Source organism: Pontiella desulfatans (assembly GCF_900890425.1).
Taxonomy (GTDB): Bacteria; Verrucomicrobiota; Kiritimatiellia; order Kiritimatiellales; family Pontiellaceae; genus Pontiella; species Pontiella desulfatans.
Window position 1 is genome coordinate 823,345 of record NZ_CAAHFG010000004.1, and the last position, 19,992, is coordinate 843,336.

The following is a 19,992-nucleotide window of genomic DNA, read 5'->3' on the forward strand; positions in this document are numbered from 1 at the left end:
GCCCTGCGGCAGGTCATACTTTTTATGAGAGGCTTTCATGCCCCACATGATTTCCCGGAACCCTGATCTGTGGTTTCCTTTCTAAATGGCCAGGATAAATATAGCGCAATTGGGGCAACCCTCCACGCAATGGAGCGCATGGGTGCGGGAGCTTGAGCGGGGTGGTTTTCAAATCAGCTCGTTCAGTCCGCTGGCCATCGAGTTGCAGCGGTTCGATGCCCGTGCCGGCGATGTGGTTCTGTTCCATGGGCGCTTCCCGGATTTGCCAAAGCTCATTGCCGACACCTGCACGCGGAATCCCGAAGCGCATATTGTGGTCGCCAACGAGCTTGATGCCTCGGCGTTTCAGGTTGCAACACGGACGGGGAACGAAACCATCCATATTTCCGGGCCGCTCACCCCCTCCGGATTTGTCGAAATCATTCGCAAGATGCTCGCGAACGAAAAAGTCGCCGTTGCCTAGCAACCCAACGCGCTTGCCCTCCACACATCCCCTCTATATGGACGCAAAAAACTGCGCTCCTTTGCTATTTGTAATATTTTTCTTGCAGGCAGTGCGGTTTGTTGTAGTTTATCGCAAATGAGCACGGGAGGTGCTAAAATGCACGAAATTATGACAATCGAAGAAGTGGCCGCATATCTGCGCGTTTCCGAGCGTACGGTCTACGACTGGGCGCAAAAGGGCGACCTGCCCGGTGGCAAGCTTGGAACCACGTGGCGGTTCAAGCGCGAAGATGTCGAAAACTGGGTCAATTCCCGGATTTCCACGAAACCGGCCTCCTCCATCATTGGCGGTGTCACCAGCAGTGCCACGCTAACGGCCGAGCGCGTCGTGATTATTGAAGAAACCGACAAGGACACCGTCCTGCGCCAATTGGTCGACCTGTTGGCGGAATCGCCTTTTGTCCATAACCGCGCCGAGCTGCTCAAAGGCATCTTCGCCCGGGAGGAGCTGATGAGCACCGGGATCGGTTTTGGCATCGGTGTCCCCCACGTGCGCATCGATTCGGTCTCCGACCTCGTGATGGCCGTGGCCGTGTGCAAGCGGCCGATCTCAGGCTATTCCTCGCTCGACAACGAACCGGTTCATATTGTCTGCATGCTCGCCGCCCGTTCCGACCAGCACGCGAAATACATCCGGACCCTTTCCGCCGTCAGCAGCCGCCTGAAGGATGCCGCAACGCGGGAGCGGATCATTGCATCCGACGATCCCGCCTTCATCCATTCCCAGCTGATTTCGGAGTAGCCCGATGCATGGAATTGAGTTAGGGGTGCTTGCCATCCTGGGGATTTGCGTTGCCGGCGGCGTGATCGGCGCGTGGATCTTCCAGAAGCTGAAAATGCCGCAGGTCGTCGGCTACATTGTCGTCGGCGTGCTGATCGGCGACACGGGATTCGGCCTGCTGCATCCGGCCGACATCCAGGCGCTGCAGCCCTTCAACAATTTTGCGCTAGGGCTGATCGGCTTTCTGGTGGGCGGGGAACTGAGCGGAAAGATTTTCAAGAAATATGGAAAGCAGTTCACCTTCATCCTGCTGGGGGAAGGCCTGGCGGCCTTCCTGCTGGTGGGCATCTTCTCAACCCTGATCGTCTACCTGGTTTGCCACGATTGGATCACCGCCATCGCGGCTGGCGTGGTGTTCGGCGCCATCGCCTCGGCCACCGATCCGGCCTCCACCATCGACGTCTTGTGGGAATACCGTTCCGCCGGGGTGCTCACGACCGCCATCGTGGCCATCGTGGCGCTCGACGACGCGCTGGCCATGACGCTCTACGGCCTCGGCACCAGCGTGGCCACCATCCTCACCCAGGGCGAGGGGCATTCGATCGGCCTGACCCTGTTCCATACGTTGAAGGAGCTGGTCGGCGCCATCGTGCTCGGCATCGCCTGCGGCTTCACGCTCGATGCCATGATGAAATACCTGCCGCAGACCGAAAAGCGCCTCGGCATGTCCATCGGCATCCTGATGGTTTGCATCGGACTGGCCGTGGCCATGAAGATGGACGTCATTCTCGCCACCATGGCGGTGGGCATCGTGCTGATCAACCGGGCGCCGAACCGCTCCAAAAAGCTGTTCGAAACCGTTCGCTCGTTCTCCACGCCCATCTACATCATCTTCTTCGTGCTCGTCGGCGCGCGCCTTTCGCTCGGCAACATGCCCGCCTGGATCTGGGCGCTGGTGGCCACCTATGTGCTGATGCGCAGCCTCGGAAAATGGATCGGCGCCTACTGGGGCGGCAAGGTCTCCAAGGCTGAAAAACCGGTGCAGAAATACATGGGCATGGCGCTCTTCGCGCAGGGCGGCGTGGCCGTCGGCCTGTCCATCGTGGCCAGCCACAACCTCCAGCATATCCAGGTGGTCGAGGGCATGAGCCTCGGCGACATGATCATCTTCACCGTCACCGCCACCACGCTCTGCGTACAGCTCATTGGCCCCGCATTCGCCAAGCTTTCCATCAAGAAGGCCGGCGAGATTGGCCGCAACGTCACCGAAGAGGATGTGATGGCCGAACTCAAGGTGGCCGATGTCGTCGATACCGGCATCGTGCCGCTGCTCGAAGGCACGCCGCTCGAAACCGTCGTGCAGCATTTCGCCGAGCAGGAAACCTTCGTCTATCCCGTCGTTTCCAACGAGGGCAAAATCATCGGCGTGCTCACCTTCGAAATGCTCAAGGAGCTGCTGAACGAGCGCGACACCTGGCACTGGCTGCTCGTCGGCGATGTGATGCAGCCGCTGCGCCACCGCCTCTTTTCCGCCATGAACCTCGGCGAGGCGTTGAAGGAAATGGGCAACAACCAGATCGAGGCGCTGCCCGTTGTGGACAGCGAACAGAACCCCAAACTGCTCGGCGTGCTCGACCAACGCGCCGCCCGCCGCAGCGTCGGTGCGGAGCTCGTCCGCCGCCGAACGGCTGCATAGCGACACCCATGAAAAGAAACCGGCCATTCCTGATTGCGCTGCTGATCCCGCTCCTGCTGGATCTGCTGGTTTTCTTTACCGTCCTGCCGGCCTCCGGCCAACGTTTCCAAACCTGCATCGAGCAGGAAACCGAAGAGGTCTGCGAAGGCTTTTTCAAAGCCGAGGAGCGCGTCGAGGAGGAAGTTGAATTCCTCTGCGGCGTCTTGCCGCCCAGCCAGCAGCCCTGCTGCATCGCCTCCTTCGGTTTTTCCCGGCGCATGTTCTTTTGCCCCTCCGCAACATCGGCCTCGTTGTCGTGCGGGTGGCGCATGCCCTTGCTGATTTGATGGTCGGCAATGAGAGGCCATTGGAAACCTGCCGGTTTCCCATGGTTGGATGCGCGGGGTGTTGGATAACTGGTTGAAACGATCAGTCATCCGGCCATCCCACCATCCATCAATCCTTCCGCAATCCCCCGGATTGCGTTTCCCCTCATTGTTTCAACCATCAAATTTCAAGGACTAAAAATGAAAGCCAATCTGGAACAAACCACCGTCAGGGATATCTCGTATCTCATCAACGCCTCCTGCCTGCGGGCCAACAGCGGCATCTCGCTCGAAAAACTGGCCACCATGCTCTGCAGCTCCGACCGCTACAAGGTCTACCTCGAAAACTCCGACGGCCAGTTGGTCGGCGTCGTCCAGGCCAAGCAGATCGCCACCAAGATCCTGGAACTCTCCCGCCAGAAATCCGACGAGGAGGAAATGCTGCCGGCCATCGCCTATGTGCTCAACTTTTTCCACGGGCACGACCTCGCCGAGCCACCCGTCTATGTCCGCGGTGGCACATCGCTCAAGCAAGTGATTGAACTGATGCAACTCAACAGCATCCGCGAAATTCCGGTGGTGGACGACGAGCTATGCCTGATCGGTACGATCGAAGCCAAGAGCGTCCTTGCGCACTATCTCAAGGTTAAAACCGAAACCGAGCTGTAGCCGGGAGTTGCGCAATGAAAATCATGAACTACACCCGCCGCGAGGAATCGTGGCAGCCCGCCCTTGCGTCCGCACCGCGCGATGCCGCCCTCGAGACGATGCTCGCGCGGCTCTGCCACAACGGGTTCTATACCGTCAACCACGAGCTGTCGCACGAGTCGATTCTCCAGGCGCTCATCAAACGCGAAGAGCGGCAAACCACGGCCATGGGGGAGGGCATTGCCTTCCCGCATGCCCGGCTGGAGCATTTGAAGAAGGCGCTGTTTGCCATCGGAACCTTCGATGAACCCGTCCTGTTCGACGGCAACCCGGTGCGGATCGTCTGCCTGATCCTCGTGCCGGTCTCCGACCCGCCCGTCTCGCTCAAGATCATGGCGCAGCTCTCTCGCCTGTTGTCCGATGCCAACGTGCGGCGGCAGGTGCTCGATGCGCAGAATCCCGCCGAGCTGCGCAATATTTTCAGCGCGCACAACCCGCGCATCGACAAGCCGATCCTCGCCCGCGACATCATGCGGCCGCCGCGTTTCAGTGTGCTGGGTTCCGACCCGGTATCGACGTGCTCGCATCTTATGAGCGTCAACAACCTGCAGGCAATCCCGGTCATTGATGAAGAGCGAAGGGTGCTCGGCGAAATCACGGTCGAGGGGCTGTTCAAATACGGGCTGCCCGAATTCTTCGGCCAGCTCAAGAGCGTCTCCTTCATTGCCGAATTCGACCCGTTCGAAAAATATTTCGACAACGAAAGCCGCATTCTGGCCGCCGACATGATGGAACCTAGCGCCCGCATTGTGCCGATGGAGCACACCATCATGGAAGCCGTGTTCGACCTGGCCATCAAGTCCTATCCCAAGCTCTACGTCGTCGACGAAGACAACCGTTGGGTTGGGACGATCGACAAGGGCCTCGTACTCGACAACGTCATCAACCACTAAGGAGAGATCCATGTTATTCCCGATTCTAGTATTCCTGGTGGTCTACTTTTTCATTGCCACCGAACTCATCGATAAAACCATTGCCGCCCTGATCGGCGCCGGCCTGATGGTCGGCCTCCATCTGGTCGGCTACGAAGAGGCGCTGCACGCCATCGACATGAATGTGCTGTTCCTGCTCATCGGCATGATGGTCGTCGTCAACACCCTCACCGATACCGGCGTGTTCGAATGGCTCGCCATCAAGCTCGCCCGCGCCGCCAAGGGCAACGGCTTGTTGATCGTGGTCTTCTTCATGATCCTCACCGCCGTGCTTTCGGCCTTCCTCGACAACGTGACGACCGTCATCCTGATGGCGCCGATCACGATCCTGCTCTGCCAGCTGCTCGAAATGCCGGCCGCGCCGATCCTGATCATGGAGGCGATCTTCTCGAACATCGGCGGTACGGCCACACTCGTGGGCGATCCGCCCAACATCCTGATCGGTTCGCAGACGCATCTGTCGTTCAACGACTTTATCGTCAACCTCAGCCCCCCGGTGATCGTGAGCATGGTGCTGCTGCTCGGCCTGATGGCGCTGATGTTCCGCAAAACCACGCGGACGACCGAACAGACCCGCAAGCGCATCGAGCAGTCGCGCCCCGAAAAGGCGATCCTCCAGCCGGTGGTGCTCAAAAAGTCGCTGGCGGTCTTCGGCCTGATCCTCGCCGGGTTCTTCGGCGGTCGCATACTGGGGATCGAGCCGGGGATCATCGCCCTCGCCGGGGCCATGCTGATGGTGCTCGTCTGCAAAAAGGATATCCACCATTCGCTGGTGCATGTGGAGTGGAACACGATTCTGTTTTTCTCCGGCCTGTTCATGATGATTGCCGCGCTGGAGCACGCCCACGTGTTCGAGTCCATGGGAGAATTAATCCTGCATGTCTGCAAGGGCAACCTGATGGCCACCGCGCTCACCATCCTATGGTTCAGCGCCATCGCCTCCGCCATCGTCGACAACATTCCGCTGGTGATGGCGATGATCCCGCTGGTGAAGGGCATCATTCCCGTCTTTGCCCAGCAGATGGGCATCGACGATCCGGCGCTGGTTCACTCGCAGATTGCCGAGCCGCTGCTCTGGTCGCTCGCGCTCGGGGCCTGCTTCGGCGGCAACGGTACGCTCGTCGGCGCATCGGCCAACGTGGTGATCGCCCAGGTGGCCAACCGCAACAACTGCAAGATCTCCTTCGGCTCATTCACCCGCTATGGCTTCCCCTTCATGCTCATCAGCCTGGTGGTCGGCAGCGCCTACATCTATCTACGGTATTTCATTTAGGAGAACGTGATGTTCCGCCCTAAGCTTTTTACATTGCTGAAAACCTACAACCGTTCAACGCTCACCGCCGATGCGGTGGCGGGTTTGACGGTGGGGATCATTGCGCTGCCGCTGGCGATGGCCTTCGCCATCGCCAGCGGGCTGCCGCCCGAGCGCGGCCTGTTCACCGCCATCGTGGCCGGTTTCCTGATCTCGCTGCTCGGCGGGAGCCGCGTGCAGATCGGCGGGCCGACGGGCGCGTTCGTGGTCATTGTTTCCGGCATCGTGGCGGAGTTTGGCTATGATGGCCTGGTTTGGTGCATGCTGATGGCGGGCGGCCTGCTGATCCTCTTCGGTTTGTGCCGGCTGGGCGGATTGATCCGCTTCATCCCGTTTCCGGTCACGACCGGTTTCACCAGCGGCATTGCGGTGGTGATCTTCTCTACCCAGATCAAGGATTTGCTCGGCCTGGAGATGGCAACCGTGCCTGCGGAATTCCTCCCCAAGTGGGCCGCCTATTTCCAATCATCCGGAACCGTATCGCCCGCCACGGCGGCGCTGGGCATCGGTTCCATACTTTTAATCTCCGTGCTGCGGCGGTGGAACCCCCGAACCCCCGCCATGCTGGTTTCCATGCTGGCAACCACCGCCGCCGCAGCACTCCTTCATCTCGATGTCGAAACCATCGGCAGCCGCTTCGGCGACTTGCCGCGGATGCTGCCGGCCCCCGGGCTTCCGGCGGTGGGGGTTTCCGAGCTCGGCCGTTTGATCCCGGCCGCCTTCACCGTTGCACTGCTGGCCGCCATCGAGTCGTTGCTTTCGGCCACGGTGGCCGATGGCATGATCGGCGGGAAGCACCGCCCCAACACCGAGCTGATCGCCCAGGGCATCGCCAATATCGGCAGCGCCTTCTTCGGCGGCATCCCGGCCACCGGCGCAATCGCGCGTACGGCGGCCAACGTCAAGAGCGGCGCCCGTTCGCCGGTGGCGGGAATCATCCACGCCATCGTGCTGGCTCTGGTGTTGCTGCTCTTCGCGCCACTCGCCAAGAGGGTCCCGCTCGCCACGCTCGCCGGCATCCTCGTGGTGGTGGCTTGGAACATGGGCGAGCGCCACCATTTCATGGCCATCCTCAAGGGGCCGAGAAGCGACCGGTTGGTGCTGGTGCTCACCTTCGTGCTGACGGTGCTGGTCGACCTCACCGTGGCGGTGCAGGTCGGGATCGTGCTTTCCGCGCTGCTCTTCATCCGCCGGATGGCCGAGAACGCCAACGTCAGCGTCATCACCGATGCCGTTTGCGGCGACGTGGATGCCGCCGAGGATCCCAAGGCCTTCGCCCTGCGCGAGGTTCCGCCCGGCGTGGAGGTCTACGAAATCGAAGGCCCCTTCTTTTTCGGCATGGCCGACACCTTCTGGAATGCGCTTGGCAACCGCCGGAGCAACATTCCCGTTCTGATCCTGCGCATCCGCAATGTCCCGGCCATCGATGCCACCGGCCTGCACAACCTGCGGGAGCTGCACAGGAAATGTCTAAAAGACGGCACCCGGCTCGTCTTCTCCGGGGTCGCATTGCAACCCAAGGCCGCATTCACCCGGTCCGGCTTTCTCGACGAAGTCGGTGCGGAAAACTTTTGCCCCACCATCGACGATGCCCTGGAACGGGCACGGCGCATAACCCAGGAATAAACCATGCCCAACCGCAAACTCATCAACCAACTCATCCAGTTGCAGGAACTGGCCGTGGCCCGCATCCAGAAAAAGGTCGCCATGCCCAATGCGCCGCTCGATGCCCTCGAGCAGAATATCGCCTTGCTCGGCGCCGACTTGCCGCCGCGCATCAAGACCCATCTCAACCAGCTGCTCCAGAAACATCCCGAGGCCGTCGTCCCGATCGTGGACGGTCATTGCATGGGCTGCGGCATGGGGTTGAGTAAAAGCCTGATCAACGAGATCCAGCATGCGGAGGAGATCTACCGCTGCCTCCACTGCACGCGCTATCTCTATATTCCTTCCGAGATCGTCGCCCGCGAGCACGCATCGCGCAAATACGGCGAAAAACAGCAGATCGGCATTGCACGCTTTTCAACCCAGCCGCTGATGATCAGCTCCTTGGAAGGCCACACGCCCGAGGAGGTGCTTGGCCAAATCTGCTCCCGCATGCAGCAGCAGGGATTCGTGGAAAATGCCGGACAACTGCTCGATCTGGCCCTGCAGCGCGAGGCCATCATCAGCACCGCGGTCGATAGCGGAATGGCTTTCCCGCACGTCCGCGGCGTGGAGGGCGGCGGCCTGGCCATGGCGCTTGGCGTCCATAAAAAGGGGATCCATTTCGGCGGCCCCGGCCGGACGCTGAGCCGCCTCTTTTTCTTCATGGTCATCCCGACGGCCACCAGCGCGTTCTATCTCAAGCTCATCGCCGGCCTGTCGCAAACCTTCCGCAACAAGGAGGCCCGCGAGGCGTTGCTGGCCGCCGAGGGCGAAGAGGAGCTGTGGAACGCCCTCGTCCGCCAAACCCGCCATGTGATCCAGTAGTGCATGTCACGTCCGTACTCACGATCGTGAGCACGGACGTGCTGTTGTTTGGTCGGGATTTGTAGGGAGGGGCGGGGCGGTTTGGTGCGAATGCCGCTCCCGGGCTGCTATTTGGCGGTGCGGATGACGGCGTAGGAGGCGGACATGGAGGCGCAGCCGGTGGCGCCGGAGTGGAGATGGGCTTGAAGGGCGATGCGGCTACGTCCGCGCCCGTTGAGCTCTTGGACGATCCGGGCGGTTTCTTCTTCCGGAACGGCGGCTTCGGCGAAGAGGGCGGTGTTGGCGGCGGCTACATATTCCATTTCGCTTTTAACGATCATCACTTCGGCTTCGATGCCGGCCTCGCGAAGCGAAAGGGTGATGGCGGCCCAGCCGGCGAGTGCGAGCATGGAGGCGATGCTGCCGGCGAACGCGGTGCCTTTGTCGTTGCGGTTGGGCTCCAAGGGTGCAACCAGTTCAACGCGCCCATCGTTCCAGCTGGCGATCCCGATCCCGAGCGCCTGCGCCGGGGCGATGTCGTCGAACAGGTTGGAGATCATGCTCAATTGCCGGTGGTGGTTACGTCGAGATCGTGCAGCAGGCCGTCTTCAAGATGGTAGATCCAGCCATGCACGTGCAGCTCCTGCCCCCTGCGCCAGGCCTTGCGCGCCATGGTGGTGTTGCAAACGTTGGCCACTTGCTCGATCACATTGAGCTCGCAAAGGCGATCCCGTTTTTCCTTTTCGTCCTCGAGGGCGTTGAGCTCGTCGGCATAGAGGCGGTAGACATCGCCGATGTGCCGCAACCAGTTGTCGATCAGCCCGTGCTCCTTGTTGTCGAGCGCGGCCGCAACACCGCCGCAGCCATAGTGGCCGCAGACGATGATGTGCTTCACTTTCAACACGTCGATGGCGTATTGGATGACGGAAAGGCAGTTGAGGTCGGTGTGCACTACCACGTTGGCAATGTTGCGGTGGACAAACACATCGCCGGGCGGGAGGTTGATGATCTCGTTGGCCGGCACGCGGCTGTCGGCGCAGCCGATCCAGAGATATTCCGGGTTCTGCTGTTTCGACAATTTTTCGAAAAATCCGGGCTGTTCGCGTTCGATTCGTTCTGCCCATTTCCGGTTGCTGTCGAAGAGTGGTTTCAATGTTTTCATGGCATCCTCGTTTCGTTCGGTGCATGTTTCCAGACCGTGGAAAAAACGCGAGCCGAAAGTTTGAATTGCCGGAGAATCCTCGTATTCTAATCGCATGTTAGGGCGCGGGGTCATTTTGGTGGTGGCGTGTGGTGCGGCGATCGTGTCCCGGGGGCAGGCGCTGGAACCGAGGTTTTATTCGAATGCGCCGGTGGGGTTGAACTTTGCGCTGGGCGGCTATGTGCTTTCTTCGGGCGATGTGGCGGTCGATCCGGCAGTCCAGCTGGACGACGCCAGCATTGATATCCACGCCCCTTTTGTTGCCTATGCGCGTTCGCTGGGTTTGTTCGGGCGCTCGGCCAAGTTCGATGTGGCGGTTCCCTATACCTTTCTCGATGGTTCGGCCAGGGATGCAAACGGGGAGATGGTGACACGGACGGTGGATGGCTTCGCCGACCCCTCGTTCCGGTTTTCCTATAACTTCATCGGGGCGCCGGCGCTGACGCTGGCGGAGTTCAAGGACTATCGGCAAAACTTCGTGATGGGCGCGAGCATGAAGGTGACTGCGCCGTTCGGCCAGTATGATTCCTCCAAGCTGGTGAACATTGGAACGCACCGCTGGTCGTTCACACCCGAGCTAGGCATGTCGAAGTGCATCGGGCGGGTGTTGCTCGAAGTGTCCGGAGCGGTAACGCTCTATACCGACAACGACGCTTTTGCCGGGCAGACGAAAGAGCAAGCCCCGATGTATTCGCTGCAGGGGCACCTCGTGTATGTCTTCCGCAAAAAAATGTGGGTTGCGCTGGGTGCCACGCGCTATAGTGGCGGCCGGTCGACCGTGGGCGGCGTGGAGAAAGGCGACATGCAGCAGAATACCAGGCTGGGTGCAACCCTGGGCATTCCGGTGAGCCGCAGGAATTCCATCAAGCTCTATGGCAGTAGCGGCGTCGAAACCCGGACGGGAAGCGATTTCAACACTTATGGCGCAGCCTGGCAATACCGCTGGGGAGGCGGGCTTTGATCCGTTGGAGAGGCCGCTTCAGGTTCCTGTGGATCAGGAACCGAGGGCCCTGGAGCTTTTGCAGGAAATCGCATAGTTATACCTAACGGGTGCAAGGGGAGCCTTGGCCCTCAATGATGTTGGTTTTGGAGAGATGCCGATGAAATATTTGCTTTTGCTGTGTTCAACCCTGCTGGCGTTCCCGGTGTCCGGGGAAGAGGGCCATCCGCTGTTGCCGGCCGACACCTCAAGCCCCCGCGCCACCCTGAACAGTTTCATGGAAAGCTGCGAAACGGCCTATGGCATGCTCGCCAGCCAGGGCCGTACTACTGGCGACGAGGCATCCTGGCGCAAAGGGCGCGATGCGATCCGTTCCGTGGAGCGCTGCATGGATCCGGGCGATGTCGCCCAGTTCCGCCACGAGAACATCATCAAGGAAGCCGCCGTTGCGCTTAAGGAGGTGCTGGACCGCATTGAGCTGCCGGACGAAAAGGAAATTCCGGATCGCAAGATGATGACCCGTCCCGACGGATCCCTGATCGAAAGCTGGACGATCCCGAGCACGGAAATCACGCTCAGACTCACCAAAGAGGGGCCGATGGCGGGCCACTACCGCTTTAGTCCGGACACCGTTGCGCGCGCGGACGAGTTCTATCTGCGCGTCAAGAACCTGCCCTATAAGGAAGGCGCGACCGAAGGGTTTGCGGAGATCTACCTCTCCGCGCCCGGCAGCAAATGGCTGGCCGAGGTGGTCAAACGCATGCCCTCAACGCTGCGGGAGCGGAAGAGCGGCCAAGCGGTATGGCAATGGACCGGATTGGGCATTGTTCTTTTCGGAACGGTGCTTCTGATGGCCGTGCTCTATGCCTCCGGGCGGCGGATCTCCAAGCGGGGGGCGGACGGGGGCATGGTGCGCTACATTCTGGGGCTGGCCTTTCCGATTGCCGCCGTTTTCGTGCCGATCAAGGCAGCGGGCATCATATCGCGCCTGCTGGCCATCTCCGGCACCGCGCTCTATGTGGTCAAGTTCAACCTTTCGCTGATCGCTCTGTTCGCCTCCATGATCGTGGTGCTGGGCATCGGAAGGCGCGTGGGCGAATTGATTGCCTGCGTCCCGCACATCAAAGCCAGCAACATCGATGCGCAGCTGGCGCGCCTGATGAGCCGGATCATGGGCATGCTGTGCGCCATCGTGCTTCTGTTGCAGGGCGGCCAGCATCTTGGCATTCCGCTGTCGTCGCTGCTGGCCGGTGCCGGGGTGGTGGGTGCGGCGCTGGCGCTCTCCGCCCAGGATGTGCTCAAGAATATTTTTGGCAGCATCATGATCATCCTCGACAAGCCCTATACCGTGGGTGAACGCATCAAGATCAAGGGCTACGACGGAGTGGTGGAGGAGATCGGCCTGCGCTCCACCCGCATCCGCCTGCTCAACGGCCACCAGGCCATCATCCCCAACGAGGACATGGCGCGCTCCGATATCGAAAACATCGGCCGCCGCCCCTTCATCCGGCGGGTTTCAACCATCCGGTTGCCGGTCGATATTGGTTCGGCGAAGGCCCGGAAGGCCGTCGAAATCGTGCAGGGGGTGCTGCAAAACCACGAGGGGTTCGATCCGGACTTCCCGCCGCGCGCCTGGCTCAGCGAATTCGAAAGCGACCACCTCGATCTCAAAATGATCTATTGGTACCACCCGCCGAACTATTGGGACTACACCGCCCATGCCGACACGGTGAACCGCGGTCTGCTCGATGCCTTTGAAAAAGCCGGCATCCGGATTGCGCTCCCTGCGTTCACCACCAAGATCGAAGACGAGGCCGGGGTGCCGGTTCCCGCGCCGAAAGCCTAGCTTTCTTCAGCGAGCAGCCATTCGAGCGCTTCCCGGCGGGTCGGGAAAATGCGCACGTTCTGGCCCTGCAGGTTGCAAAGTGTTTCATAAAGCTCGTAGCCGCTGGTGCCCGGCGAGGCAAGTACGGCACGCCGCAGGTTGGCCGTCAGCGGCGAGGCCTGTGCCATTTTCGGGAATTGCATGATATCCATCGCCGAAAGCTCCAGCTCCGCGCTGCGGGAATCGCTCAGGACACGCCGGCAACCGGTTTTTTCCAGCACGGGAAGCAGCGCCGCAATGTATTCCTTCGTGAGCCCCATCGTAACCTTGCCGATGAACGTGGCGAAGATGCAGTCCTGGTCCGCGTCGTATTCAATATTGAATGGCATGCCGTTCCCTCCGGTTTTCCGTGTAACCTTACTGCGTGTTCCGGCAATTGGAAGCCTCGTTTTGCATTCAAGCCGAGTTCTTGACTCCCCCGCCGCGGAGCTGCGCTAGGCGCTTTCCCCGGCGACCCAGCCGGTCGTCCAGCAGAGTTGGAGCGAATAGCCGCCGGAGGGGCGGCTGATGTGCAGCAGGTCGCCAACAATGAACAGGTTGGGGTGGATCCGCGAGGCCATGGTGCGGGTGTCGATTTCGGTCAGCGGAACTCCGCCGTCGCAAACGACGGCCCAGTCGTAGCCCATGGTTCCGGTCACCGTCAGGGGCAGGGCCTTCATGGTTTGGACAATGGTTTTCCGGTCGTCCTGGGTGGCACGGTTCACCTGCTTTTCCTGGAGCTCTTCCGGCAGCAAGGCCGCCAGCGCACTGCCCATGCCGGCGGGGGCGAGGAGCTTCACCACATTGCGCACCAGCTTGTTTTTGTTGGCATCGAACACCTCCAGCACGCGGCGGTCGGTTTCGTTCACCTGCAGCCCGGGGAAGAGGTCGATGGTTGCCGGCACCGGCCCCTGCTGGAGCAGCCGCTTCACTTCGTGGGCGCTGTTGAGGATCAGCGGGCCGGAAATGCCGAAATGGGTGAAGAGCAGTTTGCCCTTCTTGGCCACGCGTTCCCCGTTGGCGGCGGTGAAGACGATTTCCATCGGTTCGAGCGACGTGCCGGACAACTCCTTCACCCACGGCTCCCTCACGCGCAGCGGGACAATGTCGGGCGAGGCCTCGGCCACCGCATGCCCGGCCGCGCGCAACCAGTCGAACGCCTCTCCGGTGGAGCCGGTCTCCTTGTACGCCGCTCCGCCGGTTGCCAGCACCACGCTTTCCGCCCGGAATGGCCCCCGGTTGGTTTCCACCCCCGCAATCGCCCCGTCCTCGATCAGCAACCGTTTCACCATCGTCCCGAACTGGATGTCCACATCGCCTTCGCGCAGGTAGGCTTCCAGGGAATCGATGACATCCGTCGATTTTTCCGTTTGCGGGAAGGCGCGCTTGCGCTCCTCCTCCACCATCAGTGGCAGGCCGCGGCCGGCGAAAAAATCGAACGTATCCTGCACGGCGAAGCGGGAAAAAGGGGAAAAGAGAAACTGGGTGGCCTCGCCGAAATGGGAAAGGAACCGCCGGGTGTCGAACTCGGCATTGGTAATGTTGCAGCGCCCGCCCCCCGTGAGCTCGAGCTTCTGGCCCAGCCGCCGGTTCTTTTCGAGCAGCAGCACCCGCCGCCCATATTCCGCCGCATGCCCGGCGGCCATCATACCGGCGGGCCCGCCGCCCACCACAATCACATCGAAAGATTCCATGGCGGGAATCTACGGCCCCTTTCCATTGAATTCCATGCGAAAATCGCTATTCTGGCTCCTTTAACCAGGGGGTTGCCATGAGATGGGTTGCACTATTGCTTTGCATGACGGGCTTGCACGCGGCGTTCGGCGATGCCGCCTATGTCGATTATGAGCTGAAGCTCGTTTTCCCGGCGAAGCTGGGGGGGATGGACTGCGAAAAGGTCGAGAAATACAACAACGAAGACCTGGGCTTCTCCCTGTTCTACCAACGCGGCGACCAGTTCGATGCCGAGGTTTCGGTCTATAACCTGGGCCGTCCATCCATCGAAACCGGGCATGATGTGGATGGAATCGACATCGTGATCCGGAGCGTGGAAGACGACTACAAGCGCCGGGAGGAAGGCGCGGCGGTTTCCAACGTCCGCAAGCGCGGCACGATGGTGGTGCCCAAGAAGGGCGAGATCCAGTTTTCCAACACGGTCTTCCAGTATCTGCAGCCCCGGGGCATCGACGGCCGCACCAACAATGTCCCGCGCATCCTGTCGGTCTACGCCACGGCGGCCCACAACCACTTCTTCAAGATCCAGTTCAGCTTCGATGTTGCCGGGAGCAAGGATGCCCGGCTGATGGCCGACCGCATGGTCCAGGAGCTTTCCACCACGATCAAGGGCGGCCTTTCGGAAGAGGAGCTGCTGCTGGCCGCCTGCACGGCCCTCATCCGCAACCCCGCCGACTATGGCGGCCGCGCCGCCGCCCAGCTTGTGCTGGCCCAATCGCAGACCATGGACAACCTCAACATCTATCCCCACCTCTTCGCCTGGCCGGACGGCTACCGCAAGCCCAAGAACGCCAATCTGCTCATTGCCGCCTATTTTGCCGGCATGATCCAGGTGGTGGTTCCGCAAAAGCTCGAAGCCGGCGGCGAATGCGAGGGCTTTATCGCCATGCTTTCGGCCTACGAGTCCCTGCGCAAGAACGACCAGATCGAATCCATCCCCGACTTCGACGAATGGGTCAAGGCCGCCGACAAGAAGGCCCTGTTCCAGGAGCTGCTCTACGCCCCGGTCGAATAGCAGGTATATCATCCAGCACCCACGATCGTGGGTGCTGGATGATATACCTGGAATCCGGAGGCGGGCCGGGGGGTGTTCGGGCTTCGATATTCCTTGTTCGCCGTTCCGCGCTTCCTGTATGGTTTGCGGCTGATTTTTCCACCATTGGAAACGGGAGTTTATGGAATGACACGCATTTTCTTATTGAGTGCCGCCTTGCTGGTTGGCGCCGCAACGGCCTTGGCCTACACCAACGTGCTGGATAACGGGGCCTACCAGTCGGTGACCAACGTCTGGAGCATCCCGGGGGAAGACCTGGTTGTGGGTTCCTCAACGAGCAGCAACCTGATGGAAATCGTGGATGGCGGGCACGTGACCAGCGCTAGGGGTATTCTCGGGCGGGATTCCTCGGCCTGGGTGAACTATGTGTATGTCGAAGGCTCCGATGCCTCGTGGACGATGGCCGGGGATCTGTTCGTCGGGGATTCGGGATCGTCCAACTATCTGGAAATAAGCAGTGGGGGCGTGGTTTCGAACGCCAATGCCCATGTTGGCGGGGGCGGCTCAACGGCATACAACGAAGTTGCCGTCAGTGGTTCGGGATCGGAGTGGCACAATGCCGGAATCCTCTCCATCGGCTCGGGAACCAGTAATTTGGTTGGCGTTACCTCCGGAGGGTTGGTTGTTGCGGAGGGACTGCAAGTCGGCAGCGGCAGCGGTGGCTTCAGTCTCTATTCCGGTGGTACGTTCCGCGTGGGCGATCTGGATGCCGGGATGGACGGATTCAACTGGTTTGGGACGGGTTCACTGGTGATTACGAACGAGTTGACCGGCATGGTGGTTTCGAACAACTTCAACTATCTTGATGGCGGAAAAAGCCTGACGCTCGATGGCGGCACCTGGGCCACGGACACGAACCAGCTGGTGGTCGGACCCGGTTCTGCCGCAAACCTCTCCACCACCAACGGCGGCTGGGTTTTGGTGGGCGAGGCGCAGACCAATGGTGCCGCAGGCGGCATTATTGTGGCTTCGACGAACGGCGCGGAACTGGTGGTTGACAACGGTTCCCTGGTTGAAAGCGATACTCTTATTCTCGGCCAGGGCGATGCCACGGGCATGGCCTCCGTCACCAACGGCGGGGTTGTGAAGATCGGCGAGCTGGAAATCGAGGACGGCAGTGCGTTCAGCATCGATCGGGATGGCACGCTCTTCATGGCCGATGGCTTCGATTTCGATCCCCAGACCAACCTCAATTGGAGTGCGGGCGGTCAGCTGACCGTGGGCGGAACACTCACCAAGAGCAACGGGCTTGAGGGAACGGAACGGACGCTCACCCTGCAGGGTGGCGACTGGACGCTGGGCGGACAATCGGTCGTTTCCGGAACCAACAACCAGTTCAATGTTGCGGAGGGCAGCGCGTTTGCTTCCACCAACGGTACGGTTTCGGGGTTGGGCAATGCGGTGCTCGTCCAGGGTGCAGGAGCGCTGTGGAGCAACGAAGGCGCGCTTACGGTGGGTGGGTCGAATAACAGCGTCACGGTTCAGAGTGGCGGGCGGGTTGAAACGGAGGGGCTCGATATCCAGGACGACAACGATTTCAACCTCAGCAGCGGCGGCACGCTGGCGATGACCGGCGACTTCGACGTTTCCGTCCATTCGAACCTGAACTGGAATTCGGGCGGCAACCTTTCCGTGGCCGGCGACCTGACCGGCATGACTTCGGTCTCAAACACCACGGTTGGCTACACGACCTATCTGAACGGCGGGCGCGACCTGACGCTCGACGGCGGCCAATGGACCAACGGGACGGATCACTTGATCGTGGGCTACGGCAGCTCCAACAGCGACCTGGCCATCACCAACGGCGCGGTGGTCGAGAATGCCAACGGCTATATTGGCTGGGGCAGCGCCAGCTCGGCGAACTCGGTGCTGGTGGCCGGCGGCGGGTCGGCATGGAAGAACAACGGCGGCACGCTGAAAATCGGTGCGAATAGCTCCAGCGACAGCTCCCTGGTGGTCAGCAACAATGCCTGGGTCTTCGTCGGCGAAGCCTCCACCAACGCACCCGGCGGCGGCATGCTGGTGGCTTCCACGAACGGGGCCAGTTTCATCGTCGCCGATGGTTCGGCCACGGTCGAGGAAACGCTTTACCTGGGGCTGGACACCAACACCACCGGCACCGCCACGATCCAAAGCGGCGGCACGCTCTCGGTGGGCGCTCTCGAGATGGCCGATGGCAGCTTCCTTGATCTGCTGAAAGGCGGGACCTTCGCCATTGGAGCGGATTTTAATTTGGGCGACTATACCACCAACGAATTTGTTTGGGGCGAGGGCGCGGCCCTTTCGGTGGGCGGAACCCTCACCGGTTTGGCCACCACCAATCTTGCCATGGGCGGGGCCACGAACCTCTACACCTATCTCGGCGGATCGCGCGACCTGATCCTGGACAGCGGCACCGGCTACCTGGACGCGGGCAACCTGGTGGTCGGCCTTGGTGCCGATGGCAGCGCGCTCACGGTGCAGGACGGAGCGGTGCTGGATAGCACCGATACCGTCATTGGCTGGGGAGCCGACGATGGCATGGTGGTCGTGACGGATGGCGGCAGCTGGAACAACATCGGCGATGTGACCATCGGCTATCTCGGCGACGACAATACCCTGGCCGTTCTGGCCGGCGGCACCGCCACGATCGGCAACAACCTCCATATCGGCGGCGACGGTACCTCCGGGAACATGGCCTCCGCTAACGGTTCGAACGCTGTGCTCGATGTCCTAGGCGACGTCTTTGTCGGCAACACCTCGGAGGTCGGCGGAAACGCACTGCTGGTGGACGATCTCGGCACGGTACGGGTTGGCGGTGATCTTACGCTTTACACCTCCAACAACATCGAGCTCTACAACGAAGGCACGATCGAGCTCATGAACAACATGGTTGTCCATTCCAACAGCTTTATCCTTGGCTCCGGCACCAACCTGTTCTTGGGCAACAACACGACGCTCTCGTTCAATGGCACCGGCATTGATGTTGACGGTGCGGTTATTTTTAAGGCGGAGGGCACCGGCAACAAGGTTGCCGTGAACGAGGGAGCGTTCGGGATTTCCGATACGGTCTCCGACCAGTACCTTGGTTTCGATGCGCTAACGCTGACCAATAGCGAACTATATGGCAACGGCTCCCTGGATGCGTCGTCGTTCGATACCGTTGGTATGTCCGGTGGAGTGATCAATCCCTCCGGCGAGGAAGAATATTTCTCCTTGTCATTCGGAACGCTCGAAATCGGCGGCGATGTCCAGTTTGACGATACGGAGTATTATGCCGAGATCGCCATTGTGCAGGAGGATGTCCGACACGACCAGTTGGTGCTCAGCGGTTCCAACAGCGTGGATCTTTCCGGGATCGACCTGGAGGTCTATGTGCCCAACTCGTTACCCGATACCAACATTGTCATCCTGGCGGCCGATGGCGGGTTCGGCGGTTCCGAGTTTGGTTCAACCAACATTGTCGACCGCATGTTGCTGTTCGATGCCGCATTGGTGCTCGACGATGCCGGCACCGCAAGCATCCGCACGGAAGCCAACGGCACCAAGTTTAGTTCGGCGCTCGACTTTGCGGGATCGGAAGGCATCCGCGCGGGCTACGGCGCCATGAAAAACGCGGTGTTCGCGCGCACCAAGCAGCTCCGCCGCAACCTGGTTTCGACCGCCCATTCGCTTCCGCACGAGGTCTATCTCATGACCCAGACCAATGCCGCCCCGACCGGTGCGGAGGGCCCCGGCGACCAAAACACGGTCTTCGACATGCATGTCTGGATGCAATACTTCAACGGCCAGGGCGTCTACGATGCCCAGGGCAATTCCTACGGCTTCGACCTCAACAATGGCGGAACCGTCATCGGGGCCGACCGCCTGTTCGGCGATGACCTGACCGTGGGCTTCAACTACACCTATGCCCGCTCCGATGCGCAGACCACCAACCTCGACTCCGTCAATACGGAAACCTATTGGCTCGGCGCCTATGGCGAATGGGTTGGGGAGAACGGACTCTATGTGGACTCGCTGGCAGCCATGGGCTTCTCGAACTACGACTCCATCCGTCGCGAGGATAACTACGAGGGCACGGCCTCCTATAAGGGCAACAACATTGGAGCCTATGCCGACGTGGGGCAATACTACTACTATAAAAACCTGGCCCTCTCTCCCTATGTCGGCCTGCACTTCCTGCGGGTGGTGGCGAAAGAGCACACCGAAACCGAAGCGGAGAGCAGCGAACTGACGGTGCACGAATCCGAGCGCAACTGGCTCGAGTCCGCCGTGGGCCTCAAAGGCCGCTACCGTTTCGATACGCGCTACGGGCGCTTCCAGACCACCGGCTATGCCGAATGGACGCACGACTTCCTTAACGAGGATGTCTACTCCACCCTTTCGGCGGACCGGCTGCCCCCGGTCGACATGGCCCGCATCTCGCCGGATTCGGACATGTTCAACGCCGGCGTCGGCGTCAGCTGGATCTGCACCGACTACATGGAAATCGGCGTCGGCTACAACGGGCGCTATAGCGGCCTCTACAAGGAACACACCGGCTCGCTCATGCTCGATATCATGTTCTAGGATTGCCACGAAAAGGCTCAAG

17 protein-coding genes are annotated in these 19,992 nt (G+C 60.8%); 13 read left to right on the plus strand and 4 right to left on the minus strand.

The window, feature by feature from the left end; translation table 11 throughout:
* Nucleotides 1–85: 85 nt before the first annotated feature.
* The 9 genes from E9954_RS28985 to E9954_RS29025 all read left to right on the plus strand — a co-directional run bounded on the left by E9954_RS28985 (nucleotide 86) and on the right by E9954_RS29025 (nucleotide 8,650).
* A complete protein-coding gene (locus E9954_RS28985) occupies nucleotides 86–463 on the plus strand; it encodes a hypothetical protein (protein WP_136082785.1) in 378 nt (125 codons plus the stop codon).
* Nucleotides 464–601: 138 nt separating this feature from the next.
* Complete coding sequence (locus E9954_RS28990) at nucleotides 602–1,246, plus strand: PTS sugar transporter subunit IIA (RefSeq protein WP_168442675.1); 645 nt, start codon at nucleotides 602–604, stop codon at nucleotides 1,244–1,246.
* A gap of 4 nt (nucleotides 1,247–1,250) precedes the next feature.
* Nucleotides 1,251–2,921, plus strand: coding sequence for a cation:proton antiporter domain-containing protein (locus E9954_RS28995; protein ID WP_136082787.1), 1,671 nt, complete (start codon nucleotides 1,251–1,253; stop codon nucleotides 2,919–2,921).
* Nucleotides 2,922–2,929: 8 nt separating this feature from the next.
* Nucleotides 2,930–3,247 carry a hypothetical protein gene (locus tag E9954_RS29000; RefSeq protein ID WP_136082788.1) on the plus strand — a complete coding sequence of 106 codons (318 nt, stop codon included), beginning with the start codon at nucleotides 2,930–2,932 and terminating at the stop codon, nucleotides 3,245–3,247.
* A gap of 180 nt (nucleotides 3,248–3,427) precedes the next feature.
* Complete coding sequence (locus E9954_RS29005; RefSeq protein WP_136082789.1) at nucleotides 3,428–3,895, plus strand: CBS domain-containing protein; 468 nt, start codon at nucleotides 3,428–3,430, stop codon at nucleotides 3,893–3,895.
* 14 nt (nucleotides 3,896–3,909) lie between these two features.
* On the plus strand, nucleotides 3,910–4,827 hold the full coding sequence (locus tag E9954_RS29010; RefSeq protein ID WP_136082790.1) for a PTS sugar transporter subunit IIA: 918 nt from the start codon (nucleotides 3,910–3,912) through the stop codon (nucleotides 4,825–4,827).
* Nucleotides 4,828–4,837: 10 nt separating this feature from the next.
* A complete protein-coding gene (locus tag E9954_RS29015) occupies nucleotides 4,838–6,139 on the plus strand; it encodes an ArsB/NhaD family transporter (protein ID WP_136082791.1) in 1,302 nt (433 codons plus the stop codon).
* Nucleotides 6,140–6,148: 9 nt separating this feature from the next.
* A complete protein-coding gene (locus tag E9954_RS29020) occupies nucleotides 6,149–7,804 on the plus strand; it encodes a SulP family inorganic anion transporter (protein WP_136082792.1) in 1,656 nt (551 codons plus the stop codon).
* A gap of 3 nt (nucleotides 7,805–7,807) precedes the next feature.
* Nucleotides 7,808–8,650 carry a PTS sugar transporter subunit IIA gene (locus E9954_RS29025; RefSeq protein WP_136082793.1) on the plus strand — a complete coding sequence of 281 codons (843 nt, stop codon included), beginning with the start codon at nucleotides 7,808–7,810 and terminating at the stop codon, nucleotides 8,648–8,650.
* A 107-nt stretch (nucleotides 8,651–8,757) separates the two neighbouring features.
* Here the strand turns inward: E9954_RS29025 and E9954_RS29030 are convergent, their stop codons facing one another.
* Entirely contained in the window at nucleotides 8,758–9,189 is a 432-nt protein-coding gene (locus tag E9954_RS29030) for a YiiD C-terminal domain-containing protein (protein WP_136082794.1), read from the minus strand.
* A 2-nt stretch (nucleotides 9,190–9,191) separates the two neighbouring features.
* Nucleotides 9,192–9,791 (minus strand): carbonate dehydratase, encoded by a 600-nt coding sequence (can, locus tag E9954_RS29035; RefSeq protein ID WP_136082795.1) that lies wholly within the window; start codon nucleotides 9,789–9,791, stop codon nucleotides 9,192–9,194.
* A 118-nt stretch (nucleotides 9,792–9,909) separates the two neighbouring features.
* Here can and E9954_RS29040 point away from each other — a divergent pair, with 118 nt between their 5' ends.
* Together E9954_RS29040 and E9954_RS29045 are read left to right on the plus strand one after the other, a co-directional pair.
* Nucleotides 9,910–10,791, plus strand: a complete 882-nt coding sequence (locus E9954_RS29040) for a transporter (RefSeq protein WP_222847360.1) — start codon at nucleotides 9,910–9,912, stop codon at nucleotides 10,789–10,791.
* A 139-nt stretch (nucleotides 10,792–10,930) separates the two neighbouring features.
* A complete protein-coding gene (locus tag E9954_RS29045; RefSeq protein ID WP_168442676.1) occupies nucleotides 10,931–12,616 on the plus strand; it encodes a mechanosensitive ion channel family protein in 1,686 nt (561 codons plus the stop codon).
* Here E9954_RS29045 and E9954_RS29050 read toward each other — a convergent pair.
* Together E9954_RS29050 and E9954_RS29055 are read right to left on the minus strand one after the other, a co-directional pair.
* Nucleotides 12,613–12,984 (minus strand): hypothetical protein, encoded by a 372-nt coding sequence (locus E9954_RS29050; protein ID WP_136082798.1) that lies wholly within the window; start codon nucleotides 12,982–12,984, stop codon nucleotides 12,613–12,615. The two genes, E9954_RS29045 and E9954_RS29050, sit on opposite strands and share 4 nt — an antisense overlap.
* Before the next feature lie 105 nt (nucleotides 12,985–13,089).
* The gene (locus E9954_RS29055; protein ID WP_136082799.1) at nucleotides 13,090–14,328 is read right to left on the minus strand and encodes a BaiN/RdsA family NAD(P)/FAD-dependent oxidoreductase; all 1,239 of its coding nucleotides are present in this window, start codon (nucleotides 14,326–14,328) and stop codon (nucleotides 13,090–13,092) included.
* A gap of 77 nt (nucleotides 14,329–14,405) precedes the next feature.
* On the opposite strand from E9954_RS29055, the gene E9954_RS29060 reads away from it, so the two are divergent.
* Entirely contained in the window at nucleotides 14,406–15,383 is a 978-nt protein-coding gene (locus tag E9954_RS29060) for a hypothetical protein (RefSeq protein ID WP_136082800.1), read from the plus strand.
* Nucleotides 15,384–15,548: 165 nt separating this feature from the next.
* Nucleotides 15,549–19,970, plus strand: coding sequence for an autotransporter domain-containing protein (locus E9954_RS29065; RefSeq protein ID WP_136082801.1), 4,422 nt, complete (start codon nucleotides 15,549–15,551; stop codon nucleotides 19,968–19,970).
* Nucleotides 19,971–19,992 lie beyond the last annotated feature (22 nt).

Excerpts from the sequence above, each read along its gene's own strand:
- E9954_RS29005 (WP_136082789.1), top strand. The coding sequence starts at position 3,428 with ATGAAAGCCAATCTGGAACAAACCACCGTCAGGGATATCTCGTATCTC.
- E9954_RS29050 (WP_136082798.1), bottom strand. The coding sequence starts at position 12,984 with ATGCCATTCAATATTGAATACGACGCGGACCAGGACTGCATCTTCGCC.
- E9954_RS28995 (WP_136082787.1), top strand. The coding sequence starts at position 1,251 with ATGCATGGAATTGAGTTAGGGGTGCTTGCCATCCTGGGGATTTGCGTT.
- E9954_RS29025 (WP_136082793.1), top strand. The coding sequence starts at position 7,808 with ATGCCCAACCGCAAACTCATCAACCAACTCATCCAGTTGCAGGAACTG.
- E9954_RS29045 (WP_168442676.1), top strand. The coding sequence starts at position 10,931 with ATGAAATATTTGCTTTTGCTGTGTTCAACCCTGCTGGCGTTCCCGGTG.
- E9954_RS29065 (WP_136082801.1), top strand. The coding sequence starts at position 15,549 with ATGACACGCATTTTCTTATTGAGTGCCGCCTTGCTGGTTGGCGCCGCA.
- E9954_RS29020 (WP_136082792.1), top strand. The coding sequence starts at position 6,149 with ATGTTCCGCCCTAAGCTTTTTACATTGCTGAAAACCTACAACCGTTCA.
- E9954_RS29000 (WP_136082788.1), top strand. The coding sequence starts at position 2,930 with ATGAAAAGAAACCGGCCATTCCTGATTGCGCTGCTGATCCCGCTCCTG.
- E9954_RS28985 (WP_136082785.1), top strand. The coding sequence starts at position 86 with ATGGCCAGGATAAATATAGCGCAATTGGGGCAACCCTCCACGCAATGG.
- E9954_RS29010 (WP_136082790.1), top strand. The coding sequence starts at position 3,910 with ATGAAAATCATGAACTACACCCGCCGCGAGGAATCGTGGCAGCCCGCC.
- can (WP_136082795.1), bottom strand. The coding sequence starts at position 9,791 with ATGAAAACATTGAAACCACTCTTCGACAGCAACCGGAAATGGGCAGAA.
- E9954_RS29060 (WP_136082800.1), top strand. The coding sequence starts at position 14,406 with ATGAGATGGGTTGCACTATTGCTTTGCATGACGGGCTTGCACGCGGCG.
- E9954_RS29055 (WP_136082799.1), bottom strand. The coding sequence starts at position 14,328 with ATGGAATCTTTCGATGTGATTGTGGTGGGCGGCGGGCCCGCCGGTATG.
- E9954_RS29015 (WP_136082791.1), top strand. The coding sequence starts at position 4,838 with ATGTTATTCCCGATTCTAGTATTCCTGGTGGTCTACTTTTTCATTGCC.
- E9954_RS29030 (WP_136082794.1), bottom strand. The coding sequence starts at position 9,189 with ATGATCTCCAACCTGTTCGACGACATCGCCCCGGCGCAGGCGCTCGGG.
- E9954_RS28990 (WP_168442675.1), top strand. The coding sequence starts at position 602 with ATGCACGAAATTATGACAATCGAAGAAGTGGCCGCATATCTGCGCGTT.